General features: G+C 62.6%; 21 protein-coding genes. 15 read left to right on the top strand and 6 right to left on the bottom strand.

Annotation, left to right across the window (positions count from 1 at the left end; all coding sequences use genetic code 11):
• Positions 1-59: 59 nt before the first annotated feature.
• Entirely contained in the window at positions 60-1,256 is a 1,197-nt protein-coding gene (gene tyrS, locus L1073_RS05335) for a tyrosine--tRNA ligase (RefSeq protein ID WP_246897373.1), read from the bottom strand.
• Positions 1,257-1,355: 99 nt separating this feature from the next.
• Between tyrS and L1073_RS05340 the strand changes: the two genes are divergently transcribed.
• Positions 1,356-2,471 carry an anhydro-N-acetylmuramic acid kinase gene (locus tag L1073_RS05340; RefSeq protein WP_246897374.1) on the top strand — a complete coding sequence of 372 codons (1,116 nt, stop codon included), beginning with the start codon at positions 1,356-1,358 and terminating at the stop codon, positions 2,469-2,471.
• 4 nt (positions 2,472-2,475) lie between these two features.
• Here the strand turns inward: L1073_RS05340 and L1073_RS05345 are convergent, their stop codons facing one another.
• Together L1073_RS05345 and L1073_RS05350 are read right to left on the bottom strand one after the other, a co-directional pair.
• Positions 2,476-3,618 carry a PilT/PilU family type 4a pilus ATPase gene (locus L1073_RS05345; protein ID WP_246897376.1) on the bottom strand — a complete coding sequence of 381 codons (1,143 nt, stop codon included), beginning with the start codon at positions 3,616-3,618 and terminating at the stop codon, positions 2,476-2,478.
• A gap of 38 nt (positions 3,619-3,656) precedes the next feature.
• The gene (locus L1073_RS05350; protein WP_246897378.1) at positions 3,657-4,697 is read right to left on the bottom strand and encodes a type IV pilus twitching motility protein PilT; all 1,041 of its coding nucleotides are present in this window, start codon (positions 4,695-4,697) and stop codon (positions 3,657-3,659) included.
• Positions 4,698-4,731: 34 nt separating this feature from the next.
• Between L1073_RS05350 and L1073_RS05355 the strand changes: the two genes are divergently transcribed.
• Genes L1073_RS05355 through metW form a run of 5 tightly spaced genes read left to right on the top strand, consistent with a single transcriptional unit; the run spans position 4,732 to position 8,759 of the window.
• Positions 4,732-5,439: a YggS family pyridoxal phosphate-dependent enzyme gene (locus L1073_RS05355; protein ID WP_246897381.1), complete on the top strand. Its 708-nt coding sequence runs from the start codon at positions 4,732-4,734 to the stop codon at positions 5,437-5,439.
• A gap of 50 nt (positions 5,440-5,489) precedes the next feature.
• A complete protein-coding gene (gene proC / locus L1073_RS05360) occupies positions 5,490-6,314 on the top strand; it encodes a pyrroline-5-carboxylate reductase (RefSeq protein ID WP_246897382.1) in 825 nt (274 codons plus the stop codon).
• Between the two features lie 34 nt (positions 6,315-6,348).
• Positions 6,349-6,939 carry a YggT family protein gene (locus L1073_RS05365; RefSeq protein WP_246897384.1) on the top strand — a complete coding sequence of 197 codons (591 nt, stop codon included), beginning with the start codon at positions 6,349-6,351 and terminating at the stop codon, positions 6,937-6,939.
• A gap of 60 nt (positions 6,940-6,999) precedes the next feature.
• A complete protein-coding gene (gene metX, locus L1073_RS05370; RefSeq protein WP_246897387.1) occupies positions 7,000-8,160 on the top strand; it encodes a homoserine O-succinyltransferase MetX in 1,161 nt (386 codons plus the stop codon).
• Positions 8,160-8,759, top strand: coding sequence for a methionine biosynthesis protein MetW (gene metW, locus L1073_RS05375; protein WP_246897388.1), 600 nt, complete (start codon positions 8,160-8,162; stop codon positions 8,757-8,759). Before metX ends, metW begins: the two co-directional genes overlap by 1 nt.
• 1 nt (position 8,760) lies before the next feature.
• On the opposite strand, the gene sfsA is transcribed toward metW, so the two are convergent.
• The gene (sfsA, locus tag L1073_RS05380) at positions 8,761-9,507 is read right to left on the bottom strand and encodes a DNA/RNA nuclease SfsA (protein ID WP_246897390.1); all 747 of its coding nucleotides are present in this window, start codon (positions 9,505-9,507) and stop codon (positions 8,761-8,763) included.
• 246 nt (positions 9,508-9,753) lie between these two features.
• Between sfsA and dksA the strand changes: the two genes are divergently transcribed.
• From dksA to L1073_RS05395, 3 genes are all read left to right on the top strand, one after another.
• Positions 9,754-10,191 (top strand): RNA polymerase-binding protein DksA, encoded by a 438-nt coding sequence (gene dksA, locus L1073_RS05385; protein ID WP_246897392.1) that lies wholly within the window; start codon positions 9,754-9,756, stop codon positions 10,189-10,191.
• Between the two features lie 71 nt (positions 10,192-10,262).
• Positions 10,263-11,138, top strand: coding sequence for a tRNA glutamyl-Q(34) synthetase GluQRS (gene gluQRS / locus L1073_RS05390; protein WP_246897394.1), 876 nt, complete (start codon positions 10,263-10,265; stop codon positions 11,136-11,138).
• Positions 11,139-11,311: 173 nt separating this feature from the next.
• Entirely contained in the window at positions 11,312-12,676 is a 1,365-nt protein-coding gene (locus L1073_RS05395) for a sigma-54-dependent transcriptional regulator (RefSeq protein ID WP_246897396.1), read from the top strand.
• Positions 12,677-12,823: 147 nt separating this feature from the next.
• Here the strand turns inward: L1073_RS05395 and L1073_RS05400 are convergent, their stop codons facing one another.
• Positions 12,824-13,165, bottom strand: coding sequence for a hypothetical protein (locus L1073_RS05400; RefSeq protein ID WP_246897398.1), 342 nt, complete (start codon positions 13,163-13,165; stop codon positions 12,824-12,826).
• Positions 13,166-13,565: 400 nt separating this feature from the next.
• On the opposite strand from L1073_RS05400, the gene pcnB reads away from it, so the two are divergent.
• The 6 genes from pcnB (at position 13,566) to L1073_RS05430 (ending at position 19,708) form a co-directional block, all read left to right on the top strand.
• Entirely contained in the window at positions 13,566-14,981 is a 1,416-nt protein-coding gene (gene pcnB, locus L1073_RS05405) for a polynucleotide adenylyltransferase PcnB (protein ID WP_246897400.1), read from the top strand.
• Positions 14,965-15,462 carry a 2-amino-4-hydroxy-6-hydroxymethyldihydropteridine diphosphokinase gene (gene folK, locus L1073_RS05410; protein WP_246897836.1) on the top strand — a complete coding sequence of 166 codons (498 nt, stop codon included), beginning with the start codon at positions 14,965-14,967 and terminating at the stop codon, positions 15,460-15,462. Before pcnB ends, folK begins: the two co-directional genes overlap by 17 nt.
• 112 nt (positions 15,463-15,574) lie before the next feature.
• On the top strand, positions 15,575-16,366 hold the full coding sequence (gene panB, locus L1073_RS05415) for a 3-methyl-2-oxobutanoate hydroxymethyltransferase (protein WP_246897402.1): 792 nt from the start codon (positions 15,575-15,577) through the stop codon (positions 16,364-16,366).
• Positions 16,366-17,217, top strand: coding sequence for a pantoate--beta-alanine ligase (panC, locus tag L1073_RS05420; RefSeq protein WP_246897404.1), 852 nt, complete (start codon positions 16,366-16,368; stop codon positions 17,215-17,217). Before panB ends, panC begins: the two co-directional genes overlap by 1 nt.
• Before the next feature lie 138 nt (positions 17,218-17,355).
• Entirely contained in the window at positions 17,356-18,537 is a 1,182-nt protein-coding gene (locus L1073_RS05425; protein ID WP_246897405.1) for an acetyl-CoA C-acetyltransferase, read from the top strand.
• A gap of 133 nt (positions 18,538-18,670) precedes the next feature.
• Complete coding sequence (locus tag L1073_RS05430; protein ID WP_246897407.1) at positions 18,671-19,708, top strand: acyltransferase family protein; 1,038 nt, start codon at positions 18,671-18,673, stop codon at positions 19,706-19,708.
• 72 nt (positions 19,709-19,780) lie between these two features.
• On the opposite strand, the gene pnp is transcribed toward L1073_RS05430, so the two are convergent.
• Positions 19,781-21,910: a polyribonucleotide nucleotidyltransferase gene (gene pnp, locus L1073_RS05435; RefSeq protein WP_246897409.1), complete on the bottom strand. Its 2,130-nt coding sequence runs from the start codon at positions 21,908-21,910 to the stop codon at positions 19,781-19,783.
• Between the last annotated feature and the right edge of the window lie 18 nt (positions 21,911-21,928).

Raw genomic sequence — 21,928 nt, forward strand, 5'->3', positions numbered from 1 at the left:
AGGCCCACACGGATTGAACGCAAGGAGTTTTTTACACGAATGAAACATGGCGCTGCGCCCTACTCTAACGTCACCCGCGCGTAGCGTTTTTTACCCGCCTGGATGACATAGCTCCGGCCGGTGGCGAGCATATGATCGCGTGCCACGACATCACCATCGACCTTGACGCGACCATTGCCCAGCATGTCCTTGGCCTGGGCACTGTTGTTGACCAATCCCGAGCGATTGAGCACCGCGGCGATAGGCGCCTGTTCGCCTTCGAAAGCCACGTCAACCTCCGGGAGGTCCTCCGGCAGCTCGCCTTCCGCCAGTTGGTTGCCCGCCGACTTGTGTGCATTGGCAGCAGCTTCATCACCGTGATAACGCCCGATCAATTCGCGTGCCAGCTCCATCTTGATATCACGCGGATTGGCCCCGGACTCGATCGACTGACGAATGGTTTCGATGTCCTCGTTGGACTTGAGCGACAGCAGCTCGAAGTAACGCCACATCAGGCTATCGGGCATCGACACCAGTTTGTTGAACATCACGCCCGGCGTATCGTCGACCCCCACATAGTTGCCCAGCGACTTGGACATCTTCTGTACGCCATCCAGCCCTTCCAGCAGCGGCATGGTCATGACCACCTGCGGCGCTTGACCGAAATGCTTCTGGATCTCGCGCCCCATTAGCAAGTTGAACTTCTGATCGGTGCCACCCAGCTCGATATCGGCCTCGAGCGCCACCGAGTCGTAGCCCTGTACCAGGGGATACAGGAACTCGTGAATCGAGATCGACTGGTTGGCCGTATAACGCTTCTCGAAATCGTCGCGCTCCAGCATGCGTGCCACAGTGGACTGCGCCGCCAGCTCGATCATGTCGGCAGCGGAAAGCTGGCTCATCCACTCAGCGTTGAAGCGTACTTCGGTCAGCGCCGGGTCAAGGATCTTGAATACCTGCTCTTTATAGGTCTCCGCATTGGCCTTGACCTCTTCCTCGGTCAGCGGCTTGCGGGTGACGTTCTTCCCCGTAGGATCACCGATACGCCCCGTGAAGTCACCGATCAGGAACACGACCTGGTGGCCCAACTCCTGAAACTGACGCATCTTGGTGAGCAGTACGCTATGCCCCAGGTGAAGGTCCGGTGCGGTAGGATCGAACCCCGCCTTGATGCGCAGCTTACGCCCGGACTCGAGCTTCTTTACCAACTCGTCTTCCAGCAGGATTTCATGGGTGCCACGCTTGAGCAGCGCCAGCGCATCGGCGACGTCGGTCATCGTATCCTTTCTCCGCAAATAGGGTGACTTGGGCAATAACAGGGGATGTTAGCATGACTCATCGACGGCGGTTGAGCGCCCTGGCACATGGAGATGCACATGCCCCTTTATATCGGTTTGATGTCCGGCACCAGCCTGGACGGCATCGACGCCGCCCTGGTGCGTTGCGGCGAAGGCCGCCCAGAGTGGCTGGGCGCCACCGGCGTGCCCTTTCCCGCCGCGCTGCGCGAGGATTTGCTGGCCCTGTGTCTTGCCCGTGAGACCACCTTCGCGGAACTGGCCCGGCTAGAGGCCGCGTTCTGCGAACGTCAGGCCGAGGCGGTCAACCGCCTGCTCGCGGAGACCGGCACCTCGCCTAGCGACATCGCCGCCGTCGGCAGCCACGGGCAGACCATCGAACATGCCCCCGAAGGCGTACCCCCGCATACCTACCAGCTCGACAACCCCAGCCTGCTCGCTGAGCTGACCGGCTGCACGGTGGTCAGCGATTTTCGGCGCCGCGATATGGCCGCCGGCGGGCAAGCCGCACCGCTCGCGCCGGCCTTTCATGCCGCACTGTTCACCGCCCCCGAGCATATGCGCTTGATCCTCAATCTCGGTGGCATCGCCAACCTCACGCGTCTTCCGCCGAGCGGCGACTCCGCGCCCGTGCTCGGCTTCGACACCGGCCCCGCCAACATGCTGATGGATGCCTGGTGCCAGCGCCACCTGGGCCACGCCTACGACGCCGATGGCGCCTGGGCCGCCGGCGGTCACGTCGACGCGACCTTACTCTCGCGCCTCCTCGAAGATCCTTACTTCCGGCGCCCCCCGCCCAAGAGTACCGGGCGCGAGCATTTTCACCTCGACTGGCTGGCGACTCATCTCACGGGTAACGAAGCGCCCCAAGACGTTCAGGCGACACTCGCCGAGCTGACCGCTACCAGTATCGCCATGGCCATCGCCCAAGGCAGCGAACATTCGGACACGTATTGCGATGCGCTCATCCCCTGCGGGGGCGGCGCCCACAACACGGACCTGTTGGCGCGTCTACGTCGGCACGTCCCGGATATTCCGCTGACACCCTGCGAACGTTTCGGCTGGTCAGCGGACTGGCTGGAAGCCGGCGCCTTCGCCTGGCTTGCTCATCAGCGCCTCGTTCAACGCCCCGGCAACCTGCCCGAGGTCACCGGCGCCCGTGGCCCCCGCGTGCTGGGCGGCCTGTATGCGCCATGAAGGCTCATTCATCGTCGCCCTTCAGGGTGAAACGCTCGGCGGCATCGCTGGCCCGCGCCAGTTGCGGGCTATCGGCATCGCCGTAATCGATGCGCAACCGTAGGTCGTTGGCCGAGTCGGCATGCACCAGGGCCATCTTTTCGCTGATACGCCCTTGCCGATAGAGCGTGTATAGCGCCTGGTCGAAGGTCTGCATGCCCTGGTCGTGAGAACGCTGCATGACCTCCTTGAGGTCGTGAATCGCCCCCTTGCGGATCAGATCGCTGACCAGCGGCGAACGCAGCATCACCTCGACCGCCGCGCAGCGCCCCTCGCCATCCTCGCGCGGCAGCAAACGCTGGGCGACGATGGCCTGCAGATTGAGCGACAGGTCCATCCACACTTGTTCGTGGCGCTCGCTGGGGAAGAAATGCTGGATCCGCTCCAGCGCCTGGTTGGCGTTGTTGGCATGCAGCGTCGCCAGACATAGATGACCGGTCTCGGCAAACGTCAGCGCATGCTCCATGATTTCGCGCGAGCGAACCTCGCCGATCATGATCACATCGGGCGCCTGACGCAGCGCATTCTTGAGCGCCACCTCGAAGGACTCGGTATCGATGCCCACCTCGCGCTGATTGATGATCGCCCGGCCATGCGGATGAATGTATTCGATGGGGTCTTCAATGCTTATCACATGCCCGCCACTCGTCTGATTACGGTGCTGAATCATCGACGCCAGCGTGGTCGATTTGCCGCTGCCCGTGCCACCGACGATGAACACCAGACCGCGCTTGCGATTGACCAGCTCGCTCAGGGCCTCCGGCAACGCCAGGCTCGCCAGATCGGGAATGTCGAAGGCGATGCGGCGCACGACCATCGCCATCTGGCTACGCTGGTAGAAGGCACTCACGCGAAAGCGTCCCTTGCCTTGCAGGCTGAGCGCGAAATTGGCCTCGCGTTCGGCCTCGAAACGCTCACCGACGCCCTGCGGCAGCGCCGCCGAGACCAGCTCGCGCACCTGCGCCACCGACATCGCCTGCTCGCCCAGCGTGACCAGCTCGCCGTCGATCTTGAGACTCGGCGGCGCACCGGTGGAGACCAGCAGGTCGGAGGCCTGCTTGTCGAGCATGATGTCCAGCAGTTGCGTCAGCCATTCGTATGGCGTCATCTCGCGTTCTCCTTCGCGACCGTCGATTGGTGCCCGGCTCACACGCCCAGCACGCGCCCATCCTTCGCCTTGGCCTGTGCCTCGGCACGCGAGACGACCCCCTGCGACACCAGACGCGAAAGCGCCGCATCCAGGGTCTGCATGCCCAGGCTGCCGCCGGTCTGGATAGAGGAATACATCTGCGCCAGCTTGTTCTCGCGGATCAGGTTACGCACTGCCGCACTGGCCACCAGGATCTCGTGGGCCGCCACACGCCCGCCGCCTTCACGCTTGAGCAGCACCTGCGAGATGACCCCCTGCAGCGACTCGGACAACATCGAACGCACCATGCTTTTCTCATCGCCCGGGAATACATCGATGATGCGATCCACGGTCTTGGCCGCCGAGGTGGTGTGCAAGGTACCGAACACCAGATGCCCGGTTTCGGCGGCAGTCAACGCCAGGCGGATGGTTTCCAGGTCGCGCAGCTCGCCGACCAGGATCACGTCGGGGTCCTCACGCAACGCCGAGCGCAACGCCGTGGCGAAGCTACGCGTATCGCGATGCAACTCGCGCTGATTGACGAGACTGCGCTTGCTGCGATGCACGAACTCCACCGGGTCCTCGATGGTCAGCACATGCTGATAGTAGTTTTCGTTGACGTAGTCGATCATCGCCGCCAAGGTCGTACTCTTGCCCGACCCGGTCGGCCCCGTCACCAGCACCAGCCCGCGCGGCAGTGAGGCCAGGCGACGAAACGCTTCGCCCAGGTCCAGGTCGTCGAGGGTAAGCACCTCGCTGGGAATGGTACGAAAGACGGCGCCCGCGCCGCGCCCCTGATGGAAGACGTTGACACGAAAGCGCGCCACGCCCGGCACTTCGAACGAGAAATCATGCTCGAGCGCCTCTTCGTAGTCGCGGCGCTGCTGATCGTTCATGATCGCATAGATCAACTTGCGAACATCACGGTCCTCGAGCGGCTCCACGTTGAGCCGGCGAATGTCGCCGTCGACGCGAATCATCGGCGGCAAACCGGCGGACAGATGCAGATCGGACGCCTTCTGCTTTGCCGAGAACGCCAGCAATTCGATAATATCCATGCATTTCTCTCGCTCGCAGACAGGGTTTCCCAGTATGCCAGATGTCACCATCGCCGAATCCCTCGAACGCGCTCGCCAGCGTTTGACCCGCGCCCTGGCGAGCGCGGGGCGTGACAGCGAAGACGCTTGTCTGCTGGCCGTGAGCAAGACGCACCCTGCGGCGAGTGTGCGCCAGGCCTTCGCAGCGGGGCAGCGCGCCTTCGGCGAGAACTATCTTCAGGAAGCGCTCGACAAACAGGCCTCGCTGGACGATCTCGAGGGTATCGTCTGGCATTTCATCGGTCCTTTGCAATCCAACAAGACCCGCGCGGTGGCCGAGCACTTCCAGTGGGTGCATACCATCGACCGCGAGCGCATCGCCACACGCCTCGACGCGCAGCGCCCGGCGGCGCTGGGGCCGTTGGATATCTGCCTACAGGTCAACGTCAGCGGCGAAACCAGCAAATCCGGCGTCTCGCCCGAGGCGCTGCCGGCGCTGGCCGACGCCGTGATCGCGCTGCCACACCTGCGGCTACGCGGCTTGATGGCACTACCCGCGCCAAGCGACGACCCCACCGCCCAGCGGCGCCCCTTCGCCGAGCTGCGCACCTTGCTCGAAACGCTCCGCCAGCGACACCCCCAGGCGCCCCTGGATACCTTATCGATGGGCATGAGCGGCGATCTCGAGGCCGCCATCCTCGAAGGCGCCACTCTGGTCCGTCTGGGTACGGCCATTTTCGGGCAGCGCGCGCCGCACCCCTGATCGCCTTGCCCCTAACCCCATTGTTTCGCCGCGACACTTCAGGAGACATCATGACAAGCCAAGTCACATTCATCGGCGCCGGGAACATGGCCAGCGCCATTTTCGGCGGCATGATCGAAGGCGGCTATCCCGCCGAGGCCATCACTGCCACCGCGCGCGGCGCCCAGACACTCGACGCGCTCGCCTCACGCTATGGTGTCAACACCACATCCGACAACAACGCCGCCGTCGAACACGCGGATGTCGTGGTCCTGGCCGTCAAACCGCAGGTCATGCGCGAGGTATGTCAGGAATTGCACGATAGCGTGCAGCGTCGGCGTCCACTGATCGTCTCCGTGGCCGCCGGCCTGAGTGCCGAGACGTTGGATACTTGGCTGGGCGGTGACATGGCCGTGATCCGCTGCATGCCCAACACGCCTAGCCTGGTCGGTCAGGGTGCCGCAGGGCTTTACGCCAACGCCCGCGTCAGCGAGGAACAGAAGCAGCTGGCTACCTCGTTGCTGGAAGCCGTGGGACTCGTCGAGTGGGTCGCCGACGAGACACTTCTCGAGGCGGTCACGGCCGTGTCGGGCAGCGGTCCGGCGTATTTCTTCCTGATCATGGAAGCCCTCGAGGACGCCGGCAAGAAGCTCGGCCTGCCCGCCGACAGTGCTCGTCGCCTGGCCCTGCAAACCGCCTACGGCGCGGCCAGCATGGCCCGCGAAAGCGAATTCGAGCCCGCTGAATTGCGCCGCCGCGTGACCTCGCCCAACGGCACCACCGAACGCGCCATCAATAGCTTCGAGGACGACGGCCTGCGTCGGCTATTCGAAAACGCCACGCAAGCCTGCGCGACACGCGCCCGTGAACTGGCCGACGAACTGAGCCGCGACTGAATTCCCCTTCACCCATTCGATACGGAGGAGCCCCATGGGCAGCCAAATGGGAAGCGCCGGCTTGATGCTGGTCAACACGCTAATCAATGTGTATCTGTTCGTCCTGATGCTGCGCTTTCTGCTGCAGTTCTCGCGCGCCGATTATTACAACCCCGTCAGCCAGGCGGTGATCAAGGCCACGCGTCCGGTGGTCGCGCCCTTGCAGCGAATCTTCCGTCCGCGTGGGCGTTTCGATCCCGCCTCGCTGGTCGCGGGCCTGCTGCTCAAGGGCATCACCATCTTCGTGCTGCTCAAGCTCGCCGGCATCGGTATGCCGCCGATTCAGGGTGTGCTGGTGGCGGCACTGGCCGGGGTGTTGAGCGCGATTCTCGACATCTATTTCTTCGCCCTGATCATCATGATCATTCTCAGTTGGGTCGCGCCGCAGGCCAGCCATCCCGGCGCCATTCTCGTCCACCAACTGGTCGAGCCGATCATGGCACCGGTGCGTAAGGTCATCCCCCCGCTGGGCATGATCGACCTGTCACCCATCGTGGTGTTCATCGCCATCAGCCTGATCGACAGTCTTGTCGTCGGCGCCCTGGCCCGTGCGGCAGGATTGCCCGGCATGCTGGTAGGCTTCTGAACATTCACGATCCTGGCGCTGGCGCGCGCCCCACGCTGGACACGGAAACCGACACATACGATGCCCGATACGCTACCTCCCGACTCAGTCGGACTGGTCACGCCGCAAACGGCGCACTTCGATACCCCGCTGGCACTGGCCGGCGGCAAGACGCTGTCCGATTACACGCTGGTCTACGAGACGTATGGCACGCTCAACGCCGAACGCAACAACGCGGTGCTGATCTGCCATGCGCTTTCCGGCCATCATCACGCGGCAGGCTTCCATAGCATGGAAGATCGCAAGCCCGGCTGGTGGGACGCCTATATCGGCCCCGGCAAGGCGATCGATACCGAGCGCTTCTTCGTCATTTCGCTCAACAACCTCGGTGGCTGCCACGGCAGTACCGGCCCCGCCTCGACCAACCCCGAGACTCAGCGCGCCTGGGGTCCGGCATTTCCAGTCCTGACGGTGGCCGACTGGGTGCATAGCCAGGCACGTCTGGCCGATCGACTGGGCATCGAGCGCTTCGCCGCCGTGGTCGGCGGCAGCCTCGGCGGCATGCAGGTGTTGCAATGGACGATGGCGTATCCCGAGCGCATCGCCAATGCCGTGGTCATCGCCGCCACGCCGCGCCTCTCGGCGCAGAATATCGCCTTCAACGAGGTCGCCCGCCAGGCGATCCGCTCGGATCCCGATTTCCATGACGGCTGGTATGAGGAGCACGGCACAGTGCCCAAGCGCGGGCTCAAGCTGGCCCGCATGATCGGCCATATTACCTATCTGTCCGAGCATTCGATGGGCGCCAAGTTCGGCCGCGATCTGCGTACCGATCAGCTCAACTTCGGCTATGACGTGGAATTCCAGGTCGAATCGTACCTGCGCCACCAGGGCGATACGTTTTCCACCAGCTTCGATGCCAACACCTACCTGCTGATGACCAAGGCGCTGGATTACTTCGACCCGGCCGCTCTGCACGGCGGCGATCTGGCTGCGGCGCTGGCGCCGGCGCAATGCCCATTCCTGGTGGTCAGTTTTACCACCGACTGGCGTTTCGCGCCGCCGCGTTCGCGCGAGCTGGTCGACGCCCTGATGCGCGCCGACAAGACCGTCAGCTACGCCAGCATCGACTCGCCCCACGGCCACGATGCATTCCTGCTGCCGCATCCACGTTACAAAGCGGTGTTCGGTGGTTTCATGCGTCGCGTCGCCCGCGACCTGCAGCTCGAGGAGACGACCTGATGCGTGCCGATCTCAAATTGATCCACGACTGGGTGCCGCAAGGCGCGCGCGTACTCGACCTGGGCTGCGGCGACGGCGAGTTGCTTGCCGCCCTGGCGCGTGACAAGCAGGTCGTCGGCTACGGCCTGGAGATCGATCCCGATGGCATCACTGCCTGCATAGAGCGCGGGGTCAGCGTCATCGAGCAGGACATCGACGACGGCCTGAGCAACGTCGACGACGATGCCTATGACTTGGTGATCATGACCCAGGCACTTCAGGCCTTGCAGCGCCCGGACCGCACCCTCGACGAAATGCTGCGCGTGGGCCGGGAATGCATCATCGCCTTCCCTAACTTCGCCTACTGGCGCCACCGTCTTTATCTTGGCATTCAGGGTCGCATGCCGGTGTCCAAGTCGCTGCCCCACGCCTGGTACGACACGCCCAACATTCATCTATCGACGTTCCGCGACTTCGGCCAGCTATGCCGCGACAAAGGCCTGACCATCGTCGATCAACGCGTCGGCAACGGCGATCATGAGCCGCATTGGAGCTCGCGACTGTGGCCCAACCTGTGCGGGGAAACGGCGATCTTCCGTGTCACGCGCGCCTCACGCTGACTCAAGCACTCGGCGGCAGCCGTTCGAGATCCACCGGCAACCGCCGGGTCAGCATCGCCTCGCAGGGCGCGCCGCCCGCATCCCGGGTGACGCTGACGCCATATGCCAGCACCTCGACCCCCTGGGCGGCGACGCGACGTAGCGTCTCGGCATAGGCCGGATCGAGATGCGCGGCCGGCGCCACTGCGTCGATCCCGGTATGTGCCACACAAAAAAGGAGCACCGCGCGTTCGCCCAGCGCAACCCGCGCCGCCAGGCTCTCCAGGTGCCGGCGACCGCGCTCGCTGACCGAGTCGGGGAAATAGCCATGGCCGTCGTCTTCACGCAGCGTCACCTGCTTGACTTCGACATGGGTCGTTTGCCGCGCCTCGGTGAGGCGAAAATCGAGCCGTGCGCCTTCGACCTTGGCCTCCCGCTTGAGCGTCGTATACCCCGCCAGCTCGGCGATACGCCCCGCCCGCAGCGCCTCCTCGACCCACGCATTGGCGCGCCCGGTGTGCACCGAGGCCAGCGCCGGTGCTGCGCCGGGCGTGGGCAGCTCGATCCATTCCCAGGTCCACGCCAGCTTGCGCGCGGGATTACGACTCGGCGAGAGCCAGACGCGACACCCGGGGACGTTGACCGCGCGCATGGAGCCGGTATTGGGACAATGCGCGACCACCTCCTCACCCGATGCCAATCGCACATCGGCCAGAAAACGCTTGTAGCGACGCACCAGAATACCGGGCGTCAGTTGCGTGTATTCCATCTTTCCCTCTTGGATCGCGAATACGTCACACCGCAGGACAAAAAATCACATTTTCGCCAGAGCGGCCGCATGACCGCGAACGCGCGCGCTCCAGCACCTTGACCGAGATCGGAAAGCGCTATTTTGTCGCCGAGAATGGTTGCAAAGCCTGCATTTTTCCGCTAAATAAGCAAGGCTTCGGGCGGGCGCCCAAGTCCTACCCTGGCCAGGCATCGGCCCAAGTCACTTGCGTAATGAGGCAGTCCCATGCCAGTAGCGGAAATCAAATCGGAAGCGCCGAAGAAATTCACCCCGTATGACCCGGCGCCGGGTGAAGAATACATGAACGAGCAGCAGCTCGCGCACTTCCGCCAAATCCTGCTCATCTGGAAACAGGAGCTCATGGAAGAGGTGGATCGCACGGTGCGCCACCTGCAGGAAGAAGCCAACAACTTCGCCGACCCGGCCGACCGTGCCACTCAGGAAGAAGGCTTCAATCTGGAATTGCGTACCCGCGACCGTGAGCGCAAGCTTCTCAAGAAGATCAACGAGACCATCGAAAATATCGATGAGGATGACTACGGCTTCTGTGAAGCCTGCGGCGTCGAGATCGGCATTCGCCGCCTCGAGGCTCGCCCCACCGCCACGCTCTGCGTCGACTGCAAGACGCTGTCGGAGCTCAAGGAAAAGCAACTCGGCGGCTGATGCCGTTTATTAATACTCTATCGACGGGTACCTTCGGGTGCCCGTTTGTCATGGCGCAGGCCACGTAGCTCATGTCATATATCGGTCGCTTCGCACCGACCCCCTCGGGACCTCTACACCTAGGGTCGCTGATCGCGGCCCTGGCGAGCTTTCTCGACGCACGCCACGCCAAGGGGCACTGGCTCGTGCGCATCGAGGATATCGACCCGCCACGCTGCCCTAAAGGCACTGCCGATGCCATTCTCCGCCAGTTGGACGCCTTCGGCCTTACCTGGGATGGCAGCGTGCGCTACCAGAGCGAGCGTCACGCGGACTACCAGGCAGCGCTCGAGCGCCTCGCCGAGCAAGGACTTGCCTATCCGTGCAGCTGTTCGCGCAAGGAGTGGCGCGAACATGCCATCTATCCCGGCTGGTGCCGGCACGGGCCGCTACATCCCGAACGCCCCCAGGCCTGGCGGCTGCGAAGCGACCTTGGCCGGCGTCCCGTTGAATGGGAGGACCGGCGCCTGGGGCATCAGCGCTTCGATCCCGCCGAACTGGGCGACGTCATCCTCAAGCGCAAGGACGACCTCTGGGCGTATCAGCTTGCAGTGGTCATCGATGATGCCGATCAAGGCGTATCCGATGTGGTGCGCGGCGCCGACCTCCTCGATAACACTCCCTGGCAACGTCAATTGCAAGACGCCCTGGAATTCCCGGTGCCGCGCTATCTACACCTTCCCTTGATACTCGGTGACAACGGCCAGAAGCTCTCCAAGCAGAATCTTGCTCCGGCATTGCCGACCGACGCGGCCAGCATCCGCCACACCCTGCACCACGCCTTGCAGCGACTCGGTCAGCAGCCACCACGCGAAATGGCGCATGCCTGCGTGACCGATCAGCTCGACGCGGCGATCGGCGCCTGGTCTCCCGAGCGCCTACGCCACCTGGCAACGACCGAACACTGAAAACCCATGCCCGCGTAGACATCCAGCGCCCTGGCCAGCATCCTTGTCATGCCATGGTCGCACACCCCTTGGCTTGATTCGCCTGGCCGGCAGGCGTCAGGATACAAGCCTACCGAGCGCCGCCAGCGCCGACGTTCGGCTATTCCCCATGCATTCACGCGACCATGAGGCCCATGAGCCGAATCCTGATCGTCGAAAACGAAGACACGCCGCGTCAGGCCCTGAAGGACCTGCTCGAGCGTCAGGCGTACCGCGTCGCGACCGCCGCGTCGCTCGACGCCGCCCAGGCGCTGGCCCCACAGACCTTCGACCTGGTGATCTGCGATCTGCGCCTGGCAGGAGAAGACGGCACGCAGATGCTCGCGCTGAGCGCCCCGACACCGGTATTGGTAATGACCGACCACGCCAGCCTGCGCAAGGCTGTGGTCGCGCTCAAGGAAGGCGCCGTCGATTGTATCGCCAAGCCCGTCGATGACGATGACGTCCTGGCGACCGTGTCACACGTGCTAGCACGCCCGGCAACCAAGGACACCGCCTCTCCTAGTGGCGTTCCTCGCGGCATGATCGGCGAGTGCGTCGCCATGCAGCGTGTCTACGAACGCATCCGCAAGACGGCGCACGCCGATGTCACTGTACTCGTGCAGGGTGAATCGGGTACCGGCAAGGAACTGGTCGCGCGCGCGCTGCATCGCCAGAGCCGTCGCGCCAAGGCGCCGCTGATCTGCGTCAACTGCGCTGCGATCCCCGAGACCCTGATCGAATCCGAACTCTTCGGCCACGAAAAGGGCGCCTTCACGGGAGCCAACAGTGCACGCACCGGCCTGGTCGAAGCCGCCGATGGCGGCACGCTCTTCCTCGACGAGATCGGCGAGCTGCCCATGGATGCTCAGGCCCGCCTGCTACGCGTGCTTCAGGAAGGCGAGATCCGACGCATCGGCTCGGTGGAGACGCGCTACGTCGACGTACGCCTGATCGCGGCGACGCATCGTGACCTGCACTCGCTGTCGCGCAGCGGCGAATTCAGGCTCGACCTCTACTATCGCCTCAATGTCATGCAGATCGAGCTGCCACCGCTTCGCGAGCGCGACGACGATATTCTCACCATTGCCCAGGCCCTGCTCGAGCGGGCTTGCACCCGCCATGCGCGACCAGGATTGCGCTTATCGCGCGCCGCACATCGCGACATCCTCGGTTACGCTTGGCCAGGCAATGTGCGTGAGCTGGAAAACGCCCTGGAACGCGGCGTCATTCTCGCCGAGGGCCACCTTATCCACCCCGGCGATCTCGGCCTCCCCCTGGAACGCAGACAAGAGTCGGCCTCTGGATCTCCCGAACCGTCCGACGCCCCCGAAGAGGGCGAGGTTCTCGACGACGACCTGTCTCTGGAAGACTACTTCCAGCATTTCGTCCTCGAGCATCAGGCGCAGATGAGTGAAACCGAGCTGGCCCAGAAGCTGGGCATCAGCCGCAAATGCCTGTGGGAGCGTCGTCAGCGTCTGGGCATTCCGCGCAAGAAAAATGCTCGCCGCCTGGCGTGACACCCCTTGATCTCGCCGTCGAGCACCTTTTCGATTCCTGCCGCGACTATGGTCTAAGCGCATCTCCCGGCCTTTTCAGAGATCCTATGCGCCTTGGTGACGGGGCTGATGCACCAGTTGTTACCATCCCACACAAGAGATGCCCCGTTATGCGGCAATTTCGGTAACACCAAGCTCCCTCAGAACGTAGGGAACTTTCATTAAAAACCATAAAACATTGATAAAAAAGAAAAAAACAAATGGTGGCACGACCACTGCAACATATAGATCAAGAAAAACAACAGCCGGACGCCCGGCGGCGCACGAACAACCACAATAACGTACGCCGCAGGTGCTCAGCCCGACATCGGCAACCACAAATACAACAACGTCGAGCTGGAACATCGCAAGCGAATCGCCAACAACAACAAACGAGACGCAACGCGAGTCGACCGCCAACAACAACAAGACGGTCGAGATCCGGAACCGAACCAGGACGCGACGCTTCATGCGAGGCCCAACAAGAACAATGCTCTCGCCCGAAGCATCCCGACGACAACAACAACATGTCGGGAGAAACGATGTCGTCGTGGTTGGATTATTGTTTTGAATACGAGGTGGTCACCATGCGGGAAGAGTCACAACAACAAGAATACTGCTTGCCTGCCGGATTTCATTGGTGACTGTGGTGCGTATTCAAGGCGATGCGCCATCACGAAGAAGAAACAGCAGCAAGGACGTTGCACAGCACACTTAGGGGAGGCCATCGGGTCTCCCCTTTCTAATATGTCATATATTCCTCTACTCCCAAGATGGACTGTTCTCGCTGCCCATCACGCCACATCCTTTGCAAGCCAAGGAGTGTCGGCTTACACTGGCCACTTCGCTCTCCGCAAGTCGTTAACGACGCATGTTCAAAGGATTTACCCGCTTTCTCCAACGCCCCGGTGAACGTTTGAAGACCCTGTTTGGCGCCCAAGAGGCCTCCGGCCACTCCACGCCCACGCTGCGCGTCATCCCACGTGACCAACACGACGTATCGCGGCGCCTGTTCAGCGAGAATGCCCTCAAGGTATTGTATCGCCTGCATAATGCCGGCCATGAAGCCTACTTGGTCGGTGGCTGCGTACGTGACTCACTGCTCGGAAAGGTCCCCAAAGACTTCGATATCGCCACCGATGCCACACCGGAAGAAATACGCACGCTGTTTCGCAACTCACGCATCATCGGACGCCGCTTTCGTATCGTTCACGTGCGCTTCGGCCGCGAGGTAATCGAAGTCACGACCTTCCGTGGGCGGCCCGGCGACGACCAGGACACCACGCATTCCCAGCAATCCGACGACGGCTTGCTGCTGCGTGACAACGTCTGGGGCACCATCGAGGAAGACGCGCTACGTCGCGACTTCACGGTCAATGCGCTTTACTACAACATCGCCGACTTCTCGATTCACGACTGGGCCGACGGTGTGAATGATCTCGAAGCCCGCACTCTGCGCTTGATCGGCGACCCCGAGGTGCGCTATCGCGAGGACCCGGTGCGCATGCTGCGTGCCATGCGCTTCGCCGCCAAGCTGGACTTCGATATCGAGCCGCGCACTGAGGCCCCGATTCTCGAATTGGCACCCTTGCTGTTGCAGATCCCGCCCGCACGCCTGTTCGAGGAAGTGCTCAAGCTCTTCCTTTCCGGACAAGCACTGCGTACCTTCGAGCTGCTCCGCGAGTATGGCTTGTTCGCCATGCTATTCCCCGAGGCCGAAGAGGCCATCACAGAACGCGCGTGGGCAAGGCCACTGATCGAGCAGGCCCTGATCAACACCGACCGGCGCATCCAGGAAGAACGCCCCGTCACTCCGGCGTTTCTGTACGGTGCCATACTATGGCCCGGCATGCGGCTACGCGCCGAGCGCCTCGAGGGCGACGGCATGCCGCCGATCCCCGCGCAGCAGACCGCCTCGCAGCAAAGCATTTCGCGGCAACTGCAGCACACCACGATCCCCAAACGCTTCAGCATGCCGATGCGGGAAATCTGGGACCTTCAGCAACGCTTGCCCAAGCGTCGCGGCAAACGTGCCTTCCAGACCCTGGAGCATACTCGCTTCCGCGCCGCCTATGACTTCCTCCTGCTGCGGGAAAGCGCCGGTGAGATCGATCCCGGGCTCGGTGCTTGGTGGACGGCCTTCCAGGAAGGCGACGACCACGAGCAGGCACGCCTGATCGCCAAGACCAGCGGCTCCCCGGCTGGCACGTCCGACCGCCCCAAGCGTCGCCGTCGTCGGCGGCGCAATCCGTCCTCCGAGCACGGCAATGATGGACGCCAGGAGTGACCGCGTAACGGCCTATATCGGCCTGGGCAGCAATCTGGATGGGCCGCGCGAACATGTCTCGCGCGCCCTGAAAGAACTCGATACCCTGCCGCTGACTCACTTGGCGGGGTATTCCTCCCTATATGCCTCGGCGCCGGTAGGCCCCCAGGATCAACCCGACTTCATCAATGCCGTTGCTTGCGTATCCACGCGACTCTCGCCGCTGGCCTTGCTCGACCAACTGCAGGCACTCGAGCAACGCCACCGTCGGGTCCGCCAGCGCCATTGGGGGCCACGCACGCTGGATCTCGATCTCTTGCTCTATGCCGACCTCCAATGGCAAACATCGCGCCTGACGCTCCCTCACCCAGCCATGCACGAGCGAGCCTTCGTGCTCGTCCCCCTGGCGGAGCTCGCACCCGAGGTAACGCTTGCGGGCAAGACCAGCGCCACCTTAGCGAAGCACCATAATAGTGCAGGCCTGCACCGCCTTCTTCCCTAAAAGTCGTGTTGCAGCCAATATGTTACCGATACACACTTCCGGCGCCCCAAGGTAACGTTTGCGGTAACACGTACCCTAGGCCCGAGCGGGCCACCACAGCATGGAATATCTCATGAAAACCGTCACCTTGAGCCACCTCAATGCCTTCAAGCGTGCCAGCGAACCGTTCAGTTGCCTGACGGCCTACGATGCGTCGTTCGCACAGCACGCGGACGCCGCCGGTATCGATGTGTTGCTGGTGGGCGATTCACTGGGCATGGTACTGCAAGGTCATGCCAGCACGATTCCCGTGACGCTCGACGACATCCTTTACCACACGCGCTGCGTGGCGCGCGGCAAGCAGCGTAGCCTGTTGATGGTCGACCTGCCCTTCATGAGCAACGCCGATACGGGCCAGCTATTGCGCGATGCTGGCGCCCTGATGCGCGCCGGCGCCGAGCTCGTCAAGATCGAAGGCGCGGGATGGATGCACGACGATGTGCGCGCACTCACGCAACGTGGCGTGCCGATATGCGCGCATCTGGGCCTGACACCCCAGAGCGTGCATCAGTTCGGCGGCTACAAGGTGCAAGGACGCGAACAGGACGACGCCCAGCGCATCGTCGATGATGCGCGCTTGCTGGTCGACGCCGGCGCGTCGGTGATCCTGCTCGAGTGCGTGCCCGCCGTGCTGGGTCGCGCCGTGCGCGATGCCGTGGAGGTCCCGGTGATCGGAATCGGCGCCGGTCCCGATGTGGATGGCCAGATATTGGTAATGCATGACATCCTTGGCGTGACGCACGGGCGGCCGCCACGTTTCGCCAAGAACTTTCTAACCGGCCGCGATAGCATTCAGGCCGCGTTCGCGGCTTACCACGACGCCGTCAAGACACGCCAGTTTCCCGCCGAGGAGCATAGTTTTTGATGTTGACGCTGCACGACATCGCCGAATTACGTGCCCACCTGACTCCTTACCGCCGCGATGGCCAGCGTATCGCCCTGGTGCCGACCATGGGTAATTTGCACGCGGGGCATCTGGCCTTGATCGACGCCGCGCGCCGTGACGCGGATGTGGTGGTCGCCACCATCTTCGTCAATCCTCTGCAGTTCGGGGAGGGCGAGGACTTCGAGCGCTATCCACGCACGCTCGATACCGATACTCAGGCGCTGGCAAGCCACGGCTGCGATATCATCTTCGCCCCCAGTGCCGATACGCTTTATCCTCAGGGCCACGCTCACCTCACCCAGGTCAGTGTCCCCCAGGTCTCGGAAGGCCTGTGCAGCGCCAATCGGCCCGGGCATTTCACCGGCGTGGCCACGGTCGTCAGCCTGCTCTTCCATCTCGTGCAGCCCGATATCGCTTATTTCGGGCGCAAGGATTACCAGCAGCTGACGGTGATTCGCAAGATGGTCGCCGATCTGCATTTCCCCATCGACATCGTCGGCGTGCCCACCCAACGCGCCGAGGACGGCCTGGCGCTGTCGTCGCGCAATGGTTATCTAAGCGCCACGGAACGTCAGCGCGCCCCGGCACTGTATCGTATCCTGTGCCAGGTGCGTGACGCACTACAAAGTGACACTACCCCGGCGTCGGCGCTGCGCGAGGGCTTGGCGAGCCTCGCCGCGGAGGGCTTCAAACCCGATTACCTGGAGCTGCGTCGCGCCCAGGATATGGGGCCAGTCGCGGTGGATACCCGCGAAACGATCCTGCTCGCCGCGGCGCACCTCGGTACCACCCGCTTGATCGACAATCTTCCGGTCAGCTTGCCGCACTGATCAGTTACCTTATCTCCATCACATTACGCCGGTATACCTGCTCATGCCGGCGATCTACGCCCACTACCCGATTGTCGCGCGGCATCGTACTCACCTATTCTGAATGTATCGTCCCTCTACGCTGATCAGGAGACTCTCATGGAAGACGTGGTGATCGTAGCCGCGAGGCGCACCGCCATCGGCAGTTTCGGCGGCGCCCTCGCCAGCCTTCCCGCGACCCAGCTCGGCGCCACGGTCATCGCGGATTTGCTCGCGCATACCGGCGTGCCCCCCGAACAGGTCGACGAGGCTCTGCTCGGCCAGGTGCTGGCCGCCGGATGCGGTCAGAACCCTGCCCGCCAGGCGGCCATAAACGCGGGACTACCTTCCGCCGTACCGGCGATGACTATCAACAAGGTCTGCGGCTCCGGTCTCAAGGCACTGCATCTGGCGACCCAGGCCATCCGCTGTGGCGACGCCGAACTGATCATTGCCGGTGGCCAGGAGAACATGTCACTCGCCCCGCACATGCTGCCGAACTCGCGTACCGGCCAACGCATGGGCGACTGGACGGCGGTGGACACGATGATCCGCGACGGCCTGTGGGATGCCTTCAACGACATCCACATGGGCATCACCGCCGAGAATCTAGCCGAGAAATACGGCATTACCCGCGAGGAGATGGATGCTTTTGCCGCCGCTTCCCAGCAGAAGGCGGCCGCTGCCATCGAGGAAGGACGTTTTGCTGGACAGATCGTGCCGGTCGAGATTCCCCAGCGCAAAGCTGACCCGCTCCATGTCACCACCGATGAGGAGCCACGCGCAGGCGTAACCGCCGAACAACTCGCCGGTATGCGCCCGGCCTTCAAGCGCGATGGCACCGTCACCGCCGGCAATGCCTCTTCGCTCAACGACGGCGCTGCCGTGACCATGCTCTGCTCGGCGAAGAAAGCGAAAGCGCTTGGTCTGGAGCCCCTCGCTGTGATCAAGGCCTATGCCAACGCCGGGGTCGACCCTGCCATCATGGGCATCGGCCCCGCCCCCGCTACGCGACGCTGCCTGGAACGTGCCGGCTGGTCGCTCGACGAACTGGACCTGGTCGAAGCCAACGAGGCATTCGCCGCCCAGGCGCTCGCCGTCAACAAGGAACTCGGCTGGGACCCGGTCAAGATCAACGTCAATGGCGGGGCCATCGCATTGGGGCACCCCATCGGCGCCTCGGGTTGCCGCATCCTGGTGACGCTGCTGCACGAGATGATTGCCCGCGATGCCAAGAAAGGGCTCGCGACGCTATGCATCGGCGGGGGGCAAGGCGTCGCGTTGGCTATCGAGCGCTCGTGAGGCACTAATAAAAACACTGTTTTGTAACTTAACGTAAAACCGGTGAACTTTTCGATTATCCTGCCTGCCCAACCGTTTACGGCGCCCAATCGGCGTCGTATTCGTCTTGGTTTCAACAGGAAATGTCATCGGTATGTTGATTTCGGTGCAGGCATTACGGGCGTTTGCGGCCTGGGTGGTCGTCTTCCACCACTTCGTACAGGTCTTTTTCGACTTCGATGCCAATAATGCCTTCGAGCACCTTCTCGCCACCCGTGGTCAAATGGGTGTGGATATCTTCTTCATCATCAGTGGCTTCGTTATCTATGCCGCCACTGCGCGCCGTGAACCTTCCGGCGGTGAGTTTCTCCTGCAACGCACCGCGCGTATCGTGCCTGCCTACTGGCTTTATACCGCCATTACAGCAGGCATCGTCTACCTTTCACCGGATGTCATGCCAGACTACGGGCTGGACCTCAAAAGCCTGGTGATGTCGCTTTTCTTCCTGCCCACCGAGAATCCTGCCGGCTATGGGTACTATCCAACATTGCCCGTGGGATGGACGCTTAACTTCGAAATGCTGTTCTACCTGGTGTTTGCAGGCTCCCTGCTGATCAATAGACACCTACGCCTGTGGCTACTCGCCCTAGTGCTGATCGCGATCAGCGCCTGGCTCGCGGAGCGCCCACTCTTGAGCGATTTCTACCATGACCCGATCATCTACAACTTCCTGCTCGGGCTGGGGGTCGGCATCATCTATCGCCGCGGCTGGCTGCCACAAGGGCGCTGGTTGCCGGCCGGCATCGCCCTGATAGCATTCACGCTGCTCATGCAGTTCGATGATCCCCAAGGCATGACGCGCTTCCTGGCCTGGGGGTTGCCCAGCACGGTGCTGCTGTGCGCGTTCATCGCCATGGAGCCGCTGTTTGCCGGCAACCGGATGATCAAGGCGCTGGGCGATTGGTCCTACTCGACCTACCTGCTGCATGTCATCGTACTGTGGACGGCGCAATACACCCTGCGCGAACACGTTGGCTTCCCACCCTACGCCACCCTGGCGATCTGCCTGCCGCTCATCGCCGTGTTGTCGTGGGCCAGTTTCGAGTTCATCGAGAAGCGACTTTCACGCCGCTTGCGTCAATGGATGCCCGAGCACCGCTCGTCTCCTGCCGCAAACGCCTGCCAAGCTTGAGGCATCACTAATATAAAAAGCCCCGTACACCAACGTGCACGAGGCTTCATTGACCGCTGGGTGCGGGAGCGTTTATTCAGTCTCGGCCGGCGCTGCCTCGAAAGCCGCTTTTTCTTCCGCGGTGATTTCCTTGATGGAAAGCTTCACGCGGTTGCGGTTATCGATATCGAGTACCTTGACGATGACTTCCTGGTCTTCACTGAGATAGTCACGCACGTCGTTGACCCGCTCAGGGACGATCTGCGAGATATGTACCAGGCCGTCGGTGCCCGGCATGAAGGTCACGAAGGCGCCGAAGTCGGTGATACGCGCGACCTTGCCCCGATAGAGCTTGCCGATCTCGGGCTCGGCAGTAATCGCCAGCACGGTATCGATCGCTGCCTTGGCAGCTTTCTTGTCCTCGGCATAGATGCGCACGGTACCGTCATCGTCGAGATCGATGGAGGCGCCGGTATCATCGCAAATCTTGCGAATAGTCGCGCCACCCTTACCGATCACGTCACGAATCTTGTCCGGAGCGATCTTGACCGTAGCCATCGACGGCGCGTTGTCGGACACTTCGTTACGGCTCTGGCCAATGACGGTGCTCATCTGCTCCAGAATATGCAGGCGCGCTTCGTGAGCTTGCTGCAGTGCGGTCTCCATGATCTCTTCGTTGATGCCCTCGATCTTGATATCCATCTGCAGGGCCGTCACGCCGGCGGTGGAACCCGCCACCTTGAAATCCATATCGCCTAGGTGGTCTTCGTCACCGAGGATGTCGGTCAACACCGCGAAGCCGTCGTCGTCCTTGACCAAGCCCATGGCGATACCTGCCACTGGTGTCTTGAGCGGAACGCCGGCATCCATCAACGCCAGGGATGTACCGCACACCGAGGCCATGGAGCTGGAACCGTTGGATTCGGTGATTTCGGACACCACGCGAATGGTGTAGGGGAAATCTTCCTCGCTGGGCAGCACCGCCTGAACGCCGCGCCGTGCAAGACGTCCGTGGCCGATCTCGCGGCGCTTGGGGCCGCCCATGAAGCCAGCTTCACCCACGCAGTAGGGAGGGAAATTGTAGTGCAGCAGGAAGCGGTCCTTACGTTCGCCTTCCAGCGATTCGATCAGCTGCGCATCCCGCAGCGTGCCCAGGGTCGCGACCACAATCGCCTGGGTCTCGCCGCGCGTGAATACCGCCGAGCCATGCGTCTTGGGCAGGTTGCCGACCTCGATCGCCAACGGACGCACGGTCTTGAGATCGCGGCCATCGATGCGCGGCTCGCCCTTGATCACCCGTGAACGCACCACCCGTTTTTCGAGACCGGCGAAGGCCCCCTTGACGTCCTCGGCACTGAACTGGCCCGTTTCCTCGCCGGCCAGTTGCTCGATCGCCTCGTCCTGCAAGGCGGATAGAGCCTCCTGACGCGCCATCTTGTCGGTGACGCGGTAGGCTTCACCCACCTTGGCTTCGAAGCCAGTCGCCAGGGCCTCCTTGAGCGCCGTATTCTCGACGGCGGGCTGCCATTCCCAACGCGGCTTGCCGGCCTCAGCGGCAAGCTCATTGATCGCGGCGATCGCGACCTGCATCTCCTGATGGCCGTAGAGCACTGCACCGAGCATTTCATCCTCGAGCAGTTCGTTGGCCTCGGACTCCACCATCAGCACGGCCTTCTCGGTGCCAGCCACGACCATGTTCAACTCGGAACTACCGAGCTCTTCCACCGTCGGATTGAGGAAATAGCCATTGTCCTCGGTGAAACCAACGCGCGCGGCGGCAATCGGCCCATTGAAGGGGACCCCGGAGATAGCCAACGCGGCAGACGTGCCCAGCATCGCCGCGATATCCGGGTCATGGTTGCGGTCGGTGGAAAGCACCGTGCACACCACCTGCACCTCGTTCATGAACCCTTTGGGGAACAACGGGCGGATCGGACGATCGATCAAACGCGAGGTGAGGGTTTCCTTCTCGGTGGGGCGGCCTTCACGCTTGAAGAAACCACCGGGAATCTTGCCTACGGCGTAGGTCTTTTCCTGATAGAAAACGGCCAGCGGGAAGAATGGCTGGGCGGGGTTGACGTCCTTCTTGGCCACCACGGTACACAGTACCACGGTGTCGTCCATGGTCACCATCACGGCACCGGTAGCCTGGCGGGCGATACGGCCCGTTTCCAGGGTGACGGTACTGCGACCGTATTGAAACGTTTTCTTGACCGGGTTCACGGCAATGTCCTTAACTTT

The sequence above is a fragment of the Chromohalobacter nigrandesensis genome (assembly GCF_023061285.1).
GTDB classification, from domain to species: domain Bacteria; phylum Pseudomonadota; class Gammaproteobacteria; order Pseudomonadales; family Halomonadaceae; genus Chromohalobacter; species Chromohalobacter nigrandesensis.

What these genes read in the sequence shown, in the direction of transcription:
- tyrS (WP_246897373.1), bottom strand. Translation starts at nt 1,256, where the DNA reads ATGACCGACGTCGCCGATGCGCTGGCGCTGCTCAAGCGTGGCACCCAT.
- L1073_RS05340 (WP_246897374.1), top strand. Translation starts at nt 1,356, where the DNA reads ATGCCCCTTTATATCGGTTTGATGTCCGGCACCAGCCTGGACGGCATC.
- L1073_RS05345 (WP_246897376.1), bottom strand. Translation starts at nt 3,618, where the DNA reads ATGACGCCATACGAATGGCTGACGCAACTGCTGGACATCATGCTCGAC.
- L1073_RS05350 (WP_246897378.1), bottom strand. Translation starts at nt 4,697, where the DNA reads ATGGATATTATCGAATTGCTGGCGTTCTCGGCAAAGCAGAAGGCGTCC.
- L1073_RS05355 (WP_246897381.1), top strand. Translation starts at nt 4,732, where the DNA reads ATGCCAGATGTCACCATCGCCGAATCCCTCGAACGCGCTCGCCAGCGT.
- proC (WP_246897382.1), top strand. Translation starts at nt 5,490, where the DNA reads ATGACAAGCCAAGTCACATTCATCGGCGCCGGGAACATGGCCAGCGCC.
- L1073_RS05365 (WP_246897384.1), top strand. Translation starts at nt 6,349, where the DNA reads ATGGGCAGCCAAATGGGAAGCGCCGGCTTGATGCTGGTCAACACGCTA.
- metX (WP_246897387.1), top strand. Translation starts at nt 7,000, where the DNA reads ATGCCCGATACGCTACCTCCCGACTCAGTCGGACTGGTCACGCCGCAA.
- metW (WP_246897388.1), top strand. Translation starts at nt 8,160, where the DNA reads ATGCGTGCCGATCTCAAATTGATCCACGACTGGGTGCCGCAAGGCGCG.
- sfsA (WP_246897390.1), bottom strand. Translation starts at nt 9,507, where the DNA reads ATGGAATACACGCAACTGACGCCCGGTATTCTGGTGCGTCGCTACAAG.
- dksA (WP_246897392.1), top strand. Translation starts at nt 9,754, where the DNA reads ATGCCAGTAGCGGAAATCAAATCGGAAGCGCCGAAGAAATTCACCCCG.
- gluQRS (WP_246897394.1), top strand. Translation starts at nt 10,263, where the DNA reads ATGTCATATATCGGTCGCTTCGCACCGACCCCCTCGGGACCTCTACAC.
- L1073_RS05395 (WP_246897396.1), top strand. Translation starts at nt 11,312, where the DNA reads ATGAGCCGAATCCTGATCGTCGAAAACGAAGACACGCCGCGTCAGGCC.
- L1073_RS05400 (WP_246897398.1), bottom strand. Translation starts at nt 13,165, where the DNA reads ATGAAGCGTCGCGTCCTGGTTCGGTTCCGGATCTCGACCGTCTTGTTG.
- pcnB (WP_246897400.1), top strand. Translation starts at nt 13,566, where the DNA reads ATGTTCAAAGGATTTACCCGCTTTCTCCAACGCCCCGGTGAACGTTTG.
- folK (WP_246897836.1), top strand. Translation starts at nt 14,965, where the DNA reads ATGGACGCCAGGAGTGACCGCGTAACGGCCTATATCGGCCTGGGCAGC.
- panB (WP_246897402.1), top strand. Translation starts at nt 15,575, where the DNA reads ATGAAAACCGTCACCTTGAGCCACCTCAATGCCTTCAAGCGTGCCAGC.
- panC (WP_246897404.1), top strand. Translation starts at nt 16,366, where the DNA reads ATGTTGACGCTGCACGACATCGCCGAATTACGTGCCCACCTGACTCCT.
- L1073_RS05425 (WP_246897405.1), top strand. Translation starts at nt 17,356, where the DNA reads ATGGAAGACGTGGTGATCGTAGCCGCGAGGCGCACCGCCATCGGCAGT.
- L1073_RS05430 (WP_246897407.1), top strand. Translation starts at nt 18,671, where the DNA reads ATGTTGATTTCGGTGCAGGCATTACGGGCGTTTGCGGCCTGGGTGGTC.